This is a genomic window from Methylomonas sp. MED-D (assembly GCF_050276835.1).
GTDB classification, from domain to species: domain Bacteria; phylum Pseudomonadota; class Gammaproteobacteria; order Methylococcales; family Methylomonadaceae; genus Methylomonas; species Methylomonas koyamae_A.
Genome location: NZ_CP189965.1, coordinates 3,607,081 through 3,621,150 on the forward strand (window position 1 = coordinate 3,607,081; position 14,070 = coordinate 3,621,150).

Consider the following 14,070-nt stretch of genomic DNA (forward strand, 5'->3'; position numbering starts at 1 on the left):
ATGCCAAATCGTGTTGATCGCTGCCGGTATTCGGGCTGAATTGCCGTCGAATTGCCGGGAAGACATTAACATTTCGATGTTCCTGATTTAGCTTCAACACCAAGGACAGAAAATGGAAAAAAAGACTTCGTTGACCATTGTAAAAGCGGGATTCTGCTTATCGCTGCTTTCGCCGTTGCCGGCGTCAGCGACAAACGTCTACATCGACGTATCGAGCGGAACGCCGGTCGTATCCAGCAACGATATTTGGTTTGCGCCGCTAGGTGGCGGCACGTCGGTGACGCAAATCATACCGGGCGGCTGGGCAATATCGTTTAGCATGGGAGGGGTATGGAACGGCTTTGGTGGTCCAAACAGGGGATTGGAACTGACGGATCTTTATACCGGGAAGTTAGTCGACAGTTTTGGCGTCGATTCGGTATCTTGGTCGGGTTTCCTGGATTACACCACGGTTTATTCTCAGTTATACATCCAGGACAGTGCCGGCGACGTCACAGGACGGACCCCCAGGATCAACAACGCTCCGGTTTCCTCCGCAGTGGAAATTCCCGGGGAATTTCAACTGGCGATGTCGAACATGCACACCGCCTACACCACGTTTGATGTTTATCTGAAAGGTTTCACCGTCAACGCATCGCCGATACCGCTACCGGCGGCTGCATGGTTGTTCGGTTCGGCGGTTTTCGGATTCGTTGGTTTGTCGCGCGGTCGCGTGAAACGTTCCGCCGGGTAATCGGCGAATAACCGCATTTTGAAAAGTCGCTCGGTAGCCTCGCGACGAACGCACCATCGTTGATGTTCATTCGCGGTTTTACGGTAAGTTTGCCGGCATATCGGCGCGACCTTGGCGTCGCCGTCGAGAGATTGTCCAAGCCGAGCCGATTGGCGAACGGTATAGGTTAACGGCGTTAGGCCGTGCCCGGAATGGTTGTTACGATCCCGTTCCATGCGTTGAAGCGGGATCGAGCACCGTGCGGTACTTATTTCTTGGTCATGAAAAAGTAGATGGACTGACATTTCAAGACCATTTTCGCGCCGTCTTTCTCGACGGCGGTGCAGGTTTCCATTTTAGAGCGGCCCGGTGCGGCTTGCTTGTTGAGTTTGCCGTTTTCCACCGAATAATTCAGTATCGCCTTCAACTGGTCGATTCGGGCATGAGAGTCGGAGTCCTGGGTAATGCCTTCAAGGGTGCCGTCGTTTTTGAACGTCCAGGTGGTGTTCAGGCCGCGGGCGCCGCTGCCGTCGGCGTTCAAGGATTCCTTATCGATCTGCCAGGTGCCGAGCAACTCGGCTTGGGTCAATGGCTGTTCCGCCGCGCCGGCACCGAAAGAAAGAGTCAACAGCGCCAGCGCCGCCAGTTTGCGATAGGACATGATAAATTCCTTGAATTACTTGTGGGAAAGGCTGCGATTGTAGCACGCTGGGTGCCGCTCGCTCAGTTGGAATGCCGCCGAAGCGTCGGTGGCGGGTCGCAATCGGCGAACAGCGCGCCGAGCGTCTCGGCCAGCGCATCCGCCGGACCGGCACCAATGAAAATCAAGCGGCCGCGCCTATCGTCGTTGGCGCGGGCCGGCAGCGGCGTTGCCGGGTAAAGCCGACCGGAAGCGGCCTGGATCGCGACCGGCCCGCCGAGATCGGGCGGATACACGATGCCCTTGATTCGGGGCAGCGTCGAACCTAGTTGGACGATAAGTCGCTGTAATGAGCTTTGCAATCGCGGCCAGTCGGGCGTTTGTTCGAAGTACAACGATACGCTTTGGAAGGCATGTCCGATCGGATCGGCATTTGCGGGCAGGCGCCGAAACAGCGGCAACGGCGCATTCAGCAAGTCGCCGGTATCAAGTCGTGCCAAGGTCCCGGTCCGGATTGGCGTGGCTGGTGCCAGGGTTTGCAGGTGCGCTTCGAGAGCGCTGATCTGCGCCGGCTCGGCCAGATCGGCATGGGTCAGCAGCAAGGTGTCGGCCCAGACCGCCTGGGCTTTGGCTTCGGCATAGCGTTGTAAATGCTCGACGGCCGATGGAATCGCCAAGGTCGCGATCACCTGCCGGAGCCGGTAGCGTTTGCTCAGCCACGGTTCGCGCAGCAAGGTGTCCAGAATCGGCTCAGGGCTTGCGATGCCGCTGGTTTCAATGATGACTCGCTCGAAAGGTTTGACCGTCGAACCGTCCCAGGCCATGCGCAAATTTTTCAAAGTTGGCGCCAACGCACCCTTGATCTGGCAGCACAAACAGCCGCCGGACAGTACCGTCATTGGGATGTTCTGGTTTTCCAACAAATCCTGATCGACCGGCGAGCCGCCGAATTCGTTGATGATCACCGCCGTTTTCACGCCGTCCGCCAGCAACCGGTTCAGCAGCGTGGTTTTGCCGCTACCGAGAAAGCCGGTGAGGATCAGGACGGGGATGGGTTGGGGCATATTGGCTGGCATGATCGCGGAAGACGAAAGTCAAAGAGGAATCGGTGGAGTACAAACCTAGGTTTGTACTCCGGCTAACGCTAAGAGCTACCCCACGGTAACTAGATAGCAACCGCCCTCAAACCGCATCCAACGCTTGCTCCAAATCTTCGACCAGATCGTCGATGTGCTCGATACCGATCGACAACCGCAGCATTTCCTCGCTGACCCCGGCCTTGGCCAGTTCTTCCGGATTCAACTGGCGATGGGTGGTCGACGCCGGGTGAGTGGCCAGCGATTTGGCGTCGCCGATGTTCACCAGCCGGGTGAACAATTTGAAGGCGTCCAGTACCCGCGCGCCTGCCTCGCGGCCGCCTTGTTTCAAACCGAAACTTAAAATGCCCGAGGCCCTGCCGCCCATGTATTTTTGCACCAAGGCGTGGTCGGGATGTTCCGGCAGGCCGGCGTAATTGACCCAAGCCACTTTCGGATGGTCTTGCAGCAGTTTGGCGATTTCCCAGGCATTCTCGCAGATGCGGTCCATCCGCAACGGCAGCGTTTCGATGCCTTGCAATACCAGGAACGCATTCATCGGCGCGATCGACGCGCCCATGTTGCGCAAGGGCACGACCCTGGCTCGGCCGATATAAGCCGCGGCGCCTAGCGCTTCGGTGTAGACCACGCCGTGATAGCTAACATCCGGCTCGTTCAGACGCTTGAAGCGGGTCTTGTGTTCGGCCCACGGAAATTGGCCGGAATCGACGATGATGCCGGCCACCGAGTTGCCATGGCCGCCCATGTATTTGGTCAAGGAGTGCACGACGATGTCGGCGCCGTGCTCGATAGGTCGGCACAAATACGGCGACGGCACGGTGTTGTCGACGATCAGCGGAATGCCGTGGGCGTGGGCGACCTCGGCCAAGGCCGCGAAATCGGTAACGTTGCCCAGCGGGTTGCCGATGGATTCGCAAAAAATAGCCTTGGTGCGGCTATCGATCAACGGCGCGAAACTACCCGGCTGACGCGGATCGGCAAAGCGCACTTCAATGCCCAGTTGCGGAAAAGTATGGGCAAACAAATTGTAGGTACCGCCGTACAAGGTCGAGGCCGAGACGATGTTATCGCCGGCTTCGGCGATGGTTTGGATGGCATAAGTGGTGGCCGCCTGGCCGGAAGCCAGCGCCAGCGCCGCCAAGCCGCCCTCCATCGCCGCCACCCGCTGTTCCAACACGTCCTGGGTCGGATTCATGATGCGGGTGTAGATATTACCTTGCACTTTCAGGTCGAACAAATCCGCGCCGTGCTGGGCGCTATCGAAGGCATAGGCGACGGTTTGGTAAATTGGCACGGCGACCGCCTTGGTGGTGGGGTCCGGCGCGTAACCGGCATGGACGGCCTGGGTCTCGATTCTCATACACACTCCTGTTGTTTATTATGGTTTGCTAATCCTCGTCGAGGAAGGCGGGATTATACAAGCCGCCGCCCCCCACGCCAGCCCGGTTCTCGCGATTTGCGGACGATAGGAAAGGCATGGCGGTAGCTCGGACAACCCGAACGACCGTTCGGGGAGCGGGATAGGCTAGACGGGACGCGGGCGGGCGCTCGATAAAAATCGGGACTTTCTCACCTGCCGGGTTAGCGGTTTATCCTAGAAAAATCAGTTGAGCATTCCAAACCCCGTTCGCCCCGAGCCCAGTCGATGGGTGGGCAGGATTGGAAATGCTCGCCAAATGCGGGAGGTTTAACTTCCGCACAGTCTTTGGAAAGCCCGACGAGAACGGATTTACGCGTTCGAACTGATTTTTTAGGTTTATTTGCGTTTGGCCTTCTTGGCCGGCGCGGGCGCGGGAGGTTCGGAGACGGGCGGCTTGGTTTCCGCATTAGCCGAACAATCCTTGGGTTTAGGCTCGACGTAGGGAATTTTGACCGACAGATCCTTGCCGTCCACCGGATAATCGCTTTCCAAGTACTTACCGCAACTGACGTGCTTGGGCGAATAATTGTCCACGTAGATTTGTTGAGTGTTGTTGGCCGGATAGAATTCGCCGCTCGGGCAGCGCGCCGACTGGGTGGGGCCGATAGCGATCAGGGTGCCTTTCTTCAGGGTACATTTGGCGACCCATTTGAGTTCATTCCAAGCGGGGCAGATCGCATTCTTGGCGCGGTAGTCCTGGTCCGTGCCGGACGGGCGTTCCGCAGTCCACCAAGGGCCGAGCCGGTTACTGCCGCCGTAGGCGTTCAAGCCGCCGTCCGGGCCATTCCACATCCGGTAAACTTCGACGTCGTCGGTAATGCGGAGCAGATAAGCCGACGAGATTCCGCCTTTTTCCGGTTCGGCGACCGCGCTGGCGAGAACGTCGTTGTCGCAACTTTCGACGCAGTCCTCGACCAATTCGACCTTGCCGGCCATCGCCGCCGGCAGAAAAATCGGCTTTTGCTGACATTCGCAGCCGGCCGCTAATAACACTAACGCCAACAAGCCGATTTTCGCGCCGGCGCCGATGCCGGCCGCGGTGCCGCCGAGTACGGGATTAGCGGCACGAGGATTTTTCATGAGTCGAGGAGATTGTTCGGTCATCGCAAGTTGTCCTGGATTTGGCTGAAGTTAACGGGGAAGAAAGCGCTTATTTATCCGCGTCGGCAGCGGGCGGTTTGCGGCCGGAGCCGCGAATCGCAAACAGTTTGGAGATCGCGTCGAACCAAAACGGCGCGCCCAAGGTCCCGGTCATCGCTGTGATTAGCCAGCCTAGCCAGGGAGCTTTTTGGTCGTCCAAGCGTTGGATCGCGCAAGGTGTGCCCTGGCTGTCGTATTTGACGTTCCAACCGATCGGTAACGACAGTTGCCGAAAATGATCGAGGTCGCGGCGCAAGGCTTCGATACTTTGCCGCAGTTTGACTTGCGCTTCGCTGTCGGCGCCGTCCGGATTCAGCGGCCCGGCCGCATTGTCCGCCCGCTGGGCGGTTTCGACCAACGCCGAGACCATGGCCGGATTCGAGCGTAGATAATGGGCGATGTGCAGAGTATCGACATTCAGGGCGGCGGCCAATAAAAAGCCGACCGCGAACATCACCGCCTGACTGCGGCGTTTGTACCAACCGCCGACTCTGTCCATCACCAGCGAAAAATGTTGCTCGACCTTGGTCTTGAAAGCCACGAGATCGCCGCCGGCGGTTTCCAGCATCGGCCCGAACAAGGTTTGCAGATGCGGACTCAGTTCGGCCAGGCTGGCGGCAATCCGTTCCGGGGTGCGCTCGCCCTTGGCCAAAAATTGCACGAAGACCTCGGCGAAGCAGGCCGGCTCGATGTAGGACGGTTTGGAGCCGGGCTGCGACAAGGTATCGATCAAGGGATGGGCGAACAGCTTTTGGGTCAATGCCGGCAAGCCGGGCACCGCCGCCAAATCGGCGGTATCGTTCAGCACCTCGTGGATTTTGCGATCCACTTGTCCCAGCCAGCGCCGCCAGCGGGCGCTGCCTTCCAGTTCGCCCATCAACAACGCGACGCCCTCGAACAACACCTTGCCGCGCATTTCCAGCAATTGGGCGACCACTTCGTTGACGCTGCTCACCAAGCCGGCGAACATCGCGAATACCAAACATAAGCCGATTAAAATGTCGATCATGCGCTTTACGTCCCCCTAATTGAAAGGGTGTCGGAATGCCCCTCTCCTCGCGAAAGAGAGGTCGGGGCGCGGGGAAATGCAAGGTAACGCATTGTTTTTACCCCCTCCCCCTGCCCTGTCCCGCGAGGATAGGGTTCTGTTTTGACTTTTACGACAGCCTGTTGACGCTTCAATGACGAATTTAGCCGCCGAACACGATCGGCTGACCTTCGGTCCTCGCGGCATCGCGAGTATAAGCCACGCCGTCCACCTTTAGACCGCGCTGGTCCAGCAACGTGATGGTACCGCCTTTGTTGGACAATTGCGCGCCCTTGCCGCTCAGCATCACTGTCAAGGCGCGGCCGGGGTCGATTTTGCCGGCAATCGCTTCGGCCTTGTCTTGCTGATCCAGAATTTTCCAGCCGGCCAGATCCAGCGTATGCCCGGACGCGTTCAACAACGTCACGAATTCCAGGCCGGGATCGGCGCCGGGCGGATTGACCATCGCCGCGACGATACGGGCCAAATGATAGGGCGAATCCGGCGCGACCACCGGCCAGGGATCGACGCCGCCGGTATCGGGAATCGGTACTTCGGGCACGGCAGGCGCGTCGCCGATCGGATCGGCGGTCTGGTCGTCGGTATGCCAAACCTGGTTTTGAAATTTGATGAACAGCCCGACCGCGCCGCCGGAGCCTGAGAAATCAAAGATCAGACCGCCGTCGTGGAAAGTGCCGTTGCTCTCGCCGGCGCCGCCCTGATTCATGTGGATCAAATGCACGCCGTTGCCGGGTTCGAAATGGAAATACTGGTCCGGTTTGCCGGACTCGGGACCCCATTTTTCGCCGAAGGCGTAAACCACCGCGCCCGGATCGGCGATTGCCCGCTGCGCCAAGTCTTCGACGAATTCGAACAAATCGTTGTTGGGGCCTGGCGCCAGATGCGGGATGGGCTTCATGTCTTGGCCGCGAAACAGATTGCCGCGGATGTAATCGATCGCCGCGCCGTCGGCGACGCCATCCGCCAGATTGCTCCAACCGTTCGGCAGTTCGCGGGCCCGGTCCAGCACCGGATGCTTCAGATCGTGCACGATCAGGTATTCGACCAAGCGCTGCGCGACCGGACCTCGGCTGGAACGCACATTGATCGCGATGCGGTATTTGACGCCGCCGACGCTGACCAGCAGTTCCGAGTGCGGATCATCGTCGCTATCGCGTTGGTAGTCGATGGCCTTGGCTTTTAATACGCCGTAATTCTTCATTGTCATCTCTCCTGGAGCATGCCGGCTATGTTTGGGGGCTCGCGTGGGTTCTATTCGCCGTCCAACGGCCCAAGGGTTGCGCCGGTATTCTCGGCCAAGTTCCGCCATGGGGCAACGGGGATTTCGTACTAGTACAAATGTACTGGGCTCGCCGAGATTCGCGGCGAAGCGGGCATATGATCGCGCCGAGCGCCCCAGCTGGACAAACCAAACGCGGAACATTTTTCCCGCCCGACCCGGCTCCTCGGCACACTGCCGGACATCCGTGCCGACCGGCATCGTTGGGCTTGGCTCGGAGGCAATGTCGGGCGGCCTGAGGCGAGCGCTTCCAACCCGGCAACCCGCTCGAAAGCGAGTACCACGAAAACGATATTTCGTAAGCCAGACGAAATATCGTCTCCAAACTCCCCGGCATTTGCCGCGCTTGGGCTTGAGCGCCAGGCGTCGATTCGTGCAAATTTGATTGATATCAATCCTTTGTGAGGTTCTAAGCGGTTGACTTCCCAATTGGCACGCTATTTGACTGAAGTATGCCGTCAGCCGCCGAGCGGCTTCCTGTAACTTTGGCTTAATCAGGATTTTATCTATGAATATCGACTCCGTAGGGACCAGTGCCGCCCCCATGTCCAGCCGTCAATCGGCCGCGATTTTGCGGTCGAATCTGTTTGCCGAGCGCCGGACTCGGCCGGAAGCAACACAGGTGTTCGCCCCCGACATCCCGATCGCTTGGAACGACCGCGCCGGTACCGAGTCGGTGGCCAATGCGGAGCAGGCTGGCGGCGAACGAAATTGCGCATTGCATGGCGATTGTTTGCATTTGCATCAAGTCAACGCCGAAGTCGCCGAACTGAAACGGGCGCTAGCCATCAGCCAGCAGGAATTGGCCGCCGCGCGGCTGACCATTGCCGAATTGACCAAAACCGAAGCGAATTTAAGCCGGCAATTGCAGCAAATCGCCGAAAGTTGCGAGCAAGCCTTGCATCTAGCCCACCATGACGAATTGACCGGTTTGGCTAATCGCAGCCTGCTGCTGGACCGCTTGCAACAAGCCTTGGCGCAGGCCGATCGCCAGCAAAAACCGGTCGCCGTCTTGTTCATCGATCTGGACGATTTCAAGACCATCAACGATAGCTTTGGTCACGATGCCGGCGACCGTTTGTTGCGCGAAGTCGGCCGGCGTTTGTCGGCCGATATTCGTTGCGGCGACACCGCCTGCCGCTACGGTGGCGACGAGTTTTTGTTGCTGTTGACCGACATCGACGGCGAGGCCGGCGTCAATGCGGTGATCGAGAAAATTCACGCTTGCCTGGCGGCCCCGTATCAATTGGCCGGTCGGGAAATCTCGGTCAGCGCCAGCATAGGCGCGGCGCTGTATCGCAGGGACGGCCTGAACGGCACCGAATTGTTGAAACAAGCGGACCGGGCGATGTACCGGGCCAAACGGCGGCGGGGTTTAGGCGATTCAGTGTGTTAGTCGGAATGACTTTCCCGTTTCGGCAAGCCGGCGAAACGGGAATGCGTCGCTAGCCGGGGCGGCAATGTACTCCGGCCCCGGCTTTACTTGAACACCTTAGCGCGCAGCTATCCAGCCGCCAACCGTCGCCGGCCGGTCAACCAGCCCAGCAGCATCGTGCCGAACAACCAAGCCGAAGCCGGCACGGGGACTGGGTTAATCGGCCCGGAGTCTTCGGGACGGCTGATCATCGTCCGGGCTGACGCGGTGGCCCCGAAAGATCCGCTCACCAAATGCTCGCCGTCGCCGGAAATCACGAAGACAAAGCTGCCGTTTCGCGTTTGCGGTACCGCATCGTAGCTGTTGGTGGACACCAGAACCGACTTGTTGGCGCCCGCGCCGTCGCTGCCGTAATAGTTGGCATAAATACTGGTCGTCGCGTTCGCCCAATTGTAAATATCGCCTTCGCCGCCGCCGCTGACCGAGTGTTGCCAGTCCAGCGTCAGTATGGCCAGACCGTTACCGCTCAATTCGAAGTCGCCGTTGTTGCCGGCAGTCGCAAAGCCATTGGTATAGTAATCGGTCGCGCTTTGCGAATGGCTGTCCAGCGAGTCGGCATTGCGAGTCGCGCGGCTTTGCGAAAGCGTGGTGGCCGTGTCGGTAGTCAATGCGCTGCCGAAATCCGCCGCCGTAACACTTTGGTTCGGATAATCGTTGCTGGGTGGATTGGTCCACACGAAGGCCCAGGAGTTGGCGACGCCGCTTTGGGCGGTCCAGCGAAACGCCGGCGCGTTAGTGCCGTTCGATAAGTCGATAAGTTGGATGTTGAAACTGCTCCAGTCTATCGTCGAACTGGCGACGACCGATGCATTGGCGCTAGGCAGGCTCCCGACCGCGCACAATGCGTATAGCGCCGCGACGGCGGGGATAGATAAACATTTCATAATGATATTCCTTGAATAACGAATGGGGTTGAGCAACGGGCCAACGGCCGATCCGCGATGGGATGGTCAGCGCCGACCGGCGACGATAAAAGAGTCGGTTGGGCAAGGCCGCCGGATCGCACGTCGATGCGTTGGTGATCCGGCCTTCGGGGCACGCGCACTAACATGAAGCCGATAGCGATTTGCGCTTCAGGCCGCCCCATGCGGCAACGACCGTGCCGCCGAACAGCCAGAACGCCGAAGGAATCGGCACCGTACTGACCGTGCTGGTATTGACATCGGCCATGACGCCAAAATTGCCGATGACCACATTGACGCCATCGCCGGTGACGGCAAAGCGAAACCTGCCGCTTTGGCTATCAGAACCCTGAGAGAGACTGATGGATGCGCTCTTGCTACCGCCGCCGTTGGCGCCGTTTTGGTCGGTATAATTGCCGGACAGATTGACGCTGGCATAGCCGTATGCCGACAAATGGTCGGTGAGTTCGGCGCCGCTGACCGCCAATGTCCAATCCAGCGTGATCAGCGCAACGCCTTTGCCGCGCATCTCGAAGCTACCTTGGTTGTTGGCCTGGGTCGCCGCGAAATTGTTGCCGAGCGCATCGCTTTGGGCCTGGGCTTGCACGATCTCGTCGCCGCGTTCGGCGTGGCTGCCGGAGTGTGTGCTGTTACTCGCGGAGCTTAGCTGAGTCGTGAAATCCTCGACTCTTTGGTTGTCGGAGTTGCCCTCCACCAGATCCGTGTAAGCACTGCTATTCACACTGCCAAACGGCGAAATCCAACTAAATTGCGGCGTATCGAATCCGCCGGACAAGTCGATAATTTCCACGTCTAACGGGTTCCAATGAACGGTGGCGGTGGCGACGACCGTCGCGCCGGCGGTTTGCGGGCCTACGCTTAGTGCAAGCAAGCCGAGAGTCAGTAAGGGCTTGAAACTAAAAAATGTCATACGATGGTTCCTGAGGGTAATGTTGGGGGTATGCGGCGCTTGTTCCGCGCGATTTAACGCGCATTCGGACTTAAGCGTTGCCGGCGCGAAATGCCCATTAGACCCAGCATGGCCGAGGAAAACAGCCACGCGGCGGCCGGCACGGGTACCGGGCTGGTCGGCGTCGTCAGTGACGGGTTGAGCGAGAAATGGCCGATGACGCGGGTGTCGCCGTCTAAATTAAAAAATATTCGCGAGTACAGGGAGTCGCCGAATTTTAAATCGGCGTCGATACTCAACAAGCCGTTATCCGGATTTACGCCGATAACCGGATCAATCAGTTCGAAGAATGCTCCGCTTGCTGGACCGGCATCGTTGCCGATATACCAACTCTCGGTTTCGCCGCGATGCTCCAACGTCAAGCCCCGCATCCACAGCACGCCGGAAGGCGAGTTGAAATCGCTATGCAGGCGTAGCGAGCCGCCGAGCGCAATCTTGCCGACCCCGGTGGTCGGGTCGAAATCGGTCGGGTGATAGCCTTCCGCCCAGCCGGGGTCCAGGCCCTCGTCCAGCGAATCGACCGCCATGGCCCAACCGCCGGCCGGTTGCGCCGCCGGAACTTGCTGCGCGGGATCCAGCACCCGCCATTCGGCAAGAGCCGCCGCAGTCGCGGTACCGTTGGCAATCGCGGCATTGGTGGCCAACCACCAGGGTTGCAATTTGGCGGGCACGCTGTTGTCGACAAACAACTGCGGATAAGCCCACCGCCGCCCGGCTATGTCGGCGGTGGGTATCCGCTGACCGCCGTAGAGCTCCTGATAGTTCATGTTTTTATAGCTTTCCAGCGGTTTCAGCGTCGCCCAGGTTGCTTGATCGTAACTGAGATAGGCTGTGCCGCCGATGGAGCCCTCCAGCGCCACGGCGTTGGCCGACACGGCGATTGCCGCCAAGCCGCAGAGAGAAAGTTGCCGGACCCTGCTCGACGGTCCGATACGTGAAGTATGCATTGTCATCATGTTTGCTCGAGTAAAGACGTTTTTAGGAAAAGTCGTGAATCGCTAACGGGTATTGCCATCAGCGTATTAACCCGGCCCTATTGATCACGGGTATTCCGTTCGGGCTGAGCGCGTCTCAGCCCCCGCTGGCGTGGCCTGAGACAGGCTCGCGGCGAACGGTATTTAAGAACCGGGTTAATAATTCAATAGGCATTAACCATGCCGTTAGAAATAGATTCTGAAATTTTTAGTTCGCCATTTGTTAGCAACTGATTTGATTAGGCAATTTTTCTATTTAGACCGATGGGTCTCGACGAGTATCTAGGCGTGATTGCTGTCTAGCGGAGACAAAGTGCGGCATTTCACGTTTGATGCGGGATATGCCGTATTTTGGGCGATTCCCGAAGGTGCGCAGGTATTCGCCGGAGACAATGACGATCATCGGAGAGACTTGCGGGGCGGTTGCGGCGCTTGAACGCCCCTAGCATTTAAGGTTTAGCGCCAGGTTTTACCGATTAGTGCTTTAGCGAAGTAGAGCGCGATAACTCGAACAATCAGCGCAATCCCCCTGCCCGTGATGCAGGCGCTCGCATAGGCTAGGCGCGGCATTCAACCGGCGCACAGGGCTTTGCAGGAAAATCGAAAGATCAACAGAACGATCCAAATCAGCGCTAGGCTTGGCGGGAGAATGTTCAACGGCAACGCGCCGGCCCAATGGGTCCAGTGCAAATCGGCTTGGCGGTTGGGCCGGCTCGCGCCTATCAGCGGAATGGAGCTGCCCGCGACCGCATTGATTCGCCCGGTCAATTTGGCCCGTTCTTCCGCCAACGAACGGACGACCGATTCGGCCGCTTTCGCCGAGAAGAACACGATAACGCTCGACACCAGTCCGAACAGCGGCATCGCCCAGAGCAGGAACTTGAAATCTCTTCGCACGTGTGCGCTTTGGGCCGTGACCAGCACCGCGTGCGTCGCCAAGCAAAAAGTCTGGGACATATAAAACCACGACAGCCGATTGGATATCCATTGATGCTCCGCGGCGATAATCTGCTCGACATATTGAGCGACCGCGCATAGATCGGCTATTTCGGTTCGATCGGCGTTGTTGGGCTGATTTGGAGTCATGGCGCTAGTCCGAGTTTGGTTGCTTAATACCGAATCGTTGGCGTTCCGATCGGATCCGCGCCCAATATAAGCTACTCCGCCACCCAGCCGCATCGCAAAATCCAACCAATCACAGCGGCCAATCGCGCGCCGGAGTACAAACCTAGGTTTGTACTCCAATCAGCAGCACTCGGCCGAGTCTTAGGCTAGAAAGAAAACCGACCAAGCGGTTTAGCCGGAGTGCAAACCTAGGTTTGTACTCCAATCAGCAGCATTCGGCTGAGTCTTAGGCTAGAAGGAGAATCCAAGCGAGCGCTGAGGTTTAAATTTGGCGGAGACCGCGAATCAGACCGCGATCTGTGACTGTTTGCGCCGCAAGCCCAACCAGCCCATCAGCGCCGACAACATCAGCCATGCCGACAGCGGTAGCGGGACGATGGCGGCTTGGCGGTAATCGAAACTACTGGAAGCACTTAAGCTAAAGTCGGAAATGGCATTTCCGTGATCGTCGAACAAGCTGTCGATGCCACCCCACAACAAGGTGTGCGATAGATCGGCCACGGCATTGACGCCGCCGCTGCCGGCGGTTTTGAAGTACTGAACATCAGACAGCGCATGGCTGGACACCGATAGACTGTAACCGATGGTTTGGGCGATGCCGAACCGAAAATTTATCGTGACGGGTATTGTGATTGAGGCGGTGCCGCGATGGTAATCGACATTGGGAATCGGACTGAACCCATAAGAGGTATTGGCGCATGCCAATTGTCCGCCGCCGCACGCGTCGTCCCAAGTTTGAGTGGGCCAATTCAATCCGCTGCCGGCCAATGAAACCGACGACCGGCCTTCATTGGATGCCAACAGCAGGCCGCCATCCGGGCTCTTAAGCATCACGCCGGGGTCGGTGTGGACCAGCGCATTGCCCGAGACGACGATACTCGCCGTAAAACTGCCAAGACGGCCGTTCATGCCTGGCGCGTTGATTGTCAACAAGTCGTACCAATTGGCGCTGGCATGGGTATCGGCGCTGCCGCCGCCGGCTCCACTAAGATTGCCTTGAGCATCTTGGTGTTTGGTACTGTACATGCTATCGCTAGCGGCATAAACCCCAAGGTGGCCGGCCGAGGCATGAGCGGAGGCGGTCGAGCGCGCGTAACCCGATTCGCCGTCGGCCGACAAGGTATAACTGGCAACCGCCGAGGACGGCGTGTAGCCAGAGTGATTGTCGATGACATTCTTCGTCGCGTTGGTTCCTGGATTGGGAACGCTGTACTTGTTGGTTTGGGCAATAGTCGTACTGACCGAGGCGTTGGTGGACGCGCTTGCGATCGGGCTGGCCAGCACGACGCTGAATATAGTTAAATAATTTTTGATATTCGGCATAGTCG

General features: G+C 58.4%; 13 protein-coding genes. 2 read left to right on the forward strand and 11 right to left on the reverse strand.

Annotation, left to right across the window (positions count from 1 at the left end; translation table 11 throughout):
* Positions 1-112 precede the first annotated feature (112 nt).
* Positions 113-733 carry a hypothetical protein gene (locus ACQE3E_RS16180; protein ID WP_071160861.1) on the forward strand — a complete coding sequence of 207 codons (621 nt, stop codon included), beginning with the start codon at positions 113-115 and terminating at the stop codon, positions 731-733.
* Between the two features lie 247 nt (positions 734-980).
* On the opposite strand, the gene ACQE3E_RS16185 is transcribed toward ACQE3E_RS16180, so the two are convergent.
* The 6 genes from ACQE3E_RS16185 to ACQE3E_RS16210 form a co-directional block, all read right to left on the reverse strand.
* Positions 981-1,373: a hypothetical protein gene (locus ACQE3E_RS16185; protein ID WP_168031381.1), complete on the reverse strand. Its 393-nt coding sequence runs from the start codon at positions 1,371-1,373 to the stop codon at positions 981-983.
* A 62-nt stretch (positions 1,374-1,435) separates the two neighbouring features.
* Positions 1,436-2,416, reverse strand: a complete 981-nt coding sequence (locus ACQE3E_RS16190) for a CobW family GTP-binding protein (protein WP_313729746.1) — start codon at positions 2,414-2,416, stop codon at positions 1,436-1,438.
* 118 nt (positions 2,417-2,534) lie between these two features.
* Positions 2,535-3,809: an O-acetylhomoserine aminocarboxypropyltransferase/cysteine synthase family protein gene (locus tag ACQE3E_RS16195; protein WP_313729745.1), complete on the reverse strand. Its 1,275-nt coding sequence runs from the start codon at positions 3,807-3,809 to the stop codon at positions 2,535-2,537.
* A 396-nt stretch (positions 3,810-4,205) separates the two neighbouring features.
* Positions 4,206-4,973 (reverse strand): hypothetical protein, encoded by a 768-nt coding sequence (locus tag ACQE3E_RS16200; protein WP_313729744.1) that lies wholly within the window; start codon positions 4,971-4,973, stop codon positions 4,206-4,208.
* A 46-nt stretch (positions 4,974-5,019) separates the two neighbouring features.
* Positions 5,020-6,018 (reverse strand): hypothetical protein, encoded by a 999-nt coding sequence (locus ACQE3E_RS16205; RefSeq protein ID WP_313729743.1) that lies wholly within the window; start codon positions 6,016-6,018, stop codon positions 5,020-5,022.
* Positions 6,019-6,199: 181 nt separating this feature from the next.
* A complete protein-coding gene (locus ACQE3E_RS16210; RefSeq protein WP_313729742.1) occupies positions 6,200-7,258 on the reverse strand; it encodes a DUF2278 family protein in 1,059 nt (352 codons plus the stop codon).
* A 586-nt stretch (positions 7,259-7,844) separates the two neighbouring features.
* Between ACQE3E_RS16210 and ACQE3E_RS16215 the strand changes: the two genes are divergently transcribed.
* Positions 7,845-8,732: a diguanylate cyclase domain-containing protein gene (locus tag ACQE3E_RS16215; protein ID WP_313729741.1), complete on the forward strand. Its 888-nt coding sequence runs from the start codon at positions 7,845-7,847 to the stop codon at positions 8,730-8,732.
* Between the two features lie 107 nt (positions 8,733-8,839).
* Here the strand turns inward: ACQE3E_RS16215 and ACQE3E_RS16220 are convergent, their stop codons facing one another.
* The 5 genes from ACQE3E_RS16220 to ACQE3E_RS16240 form a co-directional block, all read right to left on the reverse strand.
* Positions 8,840-9,655, reverse strand: a complete 816-nt coding sequence (locus tag ACQE3E_RS16220) for a hypothetical protein (RefSeq protein ID WP_071160869.1) — start codon at positions 9,653-9,655, stop codon at positions 8,840-8,842.
* Positions 9,656-9,815: 160 nt separating this feature from the next.
* On the reverse strand, positions 9,816-10,604 hold the full coding sequence (locus ACQE3E_RS16225; RefSeq protein WP_313729740.1) for a hypothetical protein: 789 nt from the start codon (positions 10,602-10,604) through the stop codon (positions 9,816-9,818).
* 53 nt (positions 10,605-10,657) lie between these two features.
* A complete protein-coding gene (locus ACQE3E_RS16230; RefSeq protein WP_313729739.1) occupies positions 10,658-11,599 on the reverse strand; it encodes a hypothetical protein in 942 nt (313 codons plus the stop codon).
* 588 nt (positions 11,600-12,187) lie between these two features.
* The gene (locus tag ACQE3E_RS16235; RefSeq protein ID WP_313729738.1) at positions 12,188-12,703 is read right to left on the reverse strand and encodes a hypothetical protein; all 516 of its coding nucleotides are present in this window, start codon (positions 12,701-12,703) and stop codon (positions 12,188-12,190) included.
* Between the two features lie 324 nt (positions 12,704-13,027).
* Complete coding sequence (locus ACQE3E_RS16240; RefSeq protein WP_313729737.1) at positions 13,028-14,065, reverse strand: hypothetical protein; 1,038 nt, start codon at positions 14,063-14,065, stop codon at positions 13,028-13,030.
* Between the last annotated feature and the right edge of the window lie 5 nt (positions 14,066-14,070).

Excerpts from the sequence above, each read along its gene's own strand:
- ACQE3E_RS16180 (WP_071160861.1), top strand. The coding sequence starts at position 113 with ATGGAAAAAAAGACTTCGTTGACCATTGTAAAAGCGGGATTCTGCTTA.
- ACQE3E_RS16185 (WP_168031381.1), bottom strand. The coding sequence starts at position 1,373 with ATGTCCTATCGCAAACTGGCGGCGCTGGCGCTGTTGACTCTTTCTTTC.
- ACQE3E_RS16190 (WP_313729746.1), bottom strand. The coding sequence starts at position 2,416 with ATGCCCCAACCCATCCCCGTCCTGATCCTCACCGGCTTTCTCGGTAGC.
- ACQE3E_RS16195 (WP_313729745.1), bottom strand. The coding sequence starts at position 3,809 with ATGAGAATCGAGACCCAGGCCGTCCATGCCGGTTACGCGCCGGACCCC.
- ACQE3E_RS16200 (WP_313729744.1), bottom strand. The coding sequence starts at position 4,973 with ATGACCGAACAATCTCCTCGACTCATGAAAAATCCTCGTGCCGCTAAT.
- ACQE3E_RS16205 (WP_313729743.1), bottom strand. The coding sequence starts at position 6,018 with ATGATCGACATTTTAATCGGCTTATGTTTGGTATTCGCGATGTTCGCC.
- ACQE3E_RS16210 (WP_313729742.1), bottom strand. The coding sequence starts at position 7,258 with ATGAAGAATTACGGCGTATTAAAAGCCAAGGCCATCGACTACCAACGC.
- ACQE3E_RS16215 (WP_313729741.1), top strand. The coding sequence starts at position 7,845 with ATGAATATCGACTCCGTAGGGACCAGTGCCGCCCCCATGTCCAGCCGT.
- ACQE3E_RS16220 (WP_071160869.1), bottom strand. The coding sequence starts at position 9,655 with ATGAAATGTTTATCTATCCCCGCCGTCGCGGCGCTATACGCATTGTGC.
- ACQE3E_RS16225 (WP_313729740.1), bottom strand. The coding sequence starts at position 10,604 with ATGACATTTTTTAGTTTCAAGCCCTTACTGACTCTCGGCTTGCTTGCA.
- ACQE3E_RS16230 (WP_313729739.1), bottom strand. The coding sequence starts at position 11,599 with ATGATGACAATGCATACTTCACGTATCGGACCGTCGAGCAGGGTCCGG.
- ACQE3E_RS16235 (WP_313729738.1), bottom strand. The coding sequence starts at position 12,703 with ATGACTCCAAATCAGCCCAACAACGCCGATCGAACCGAAATAGCCGAT.
- ACQE3E_RS16240 (WP_313729737.1), bottom strand. The coding sequence starts at position 14,065 with ATGCCGAATATCAAAAATTATTTAACTATATTCAGCGTCGTGCTGGCC.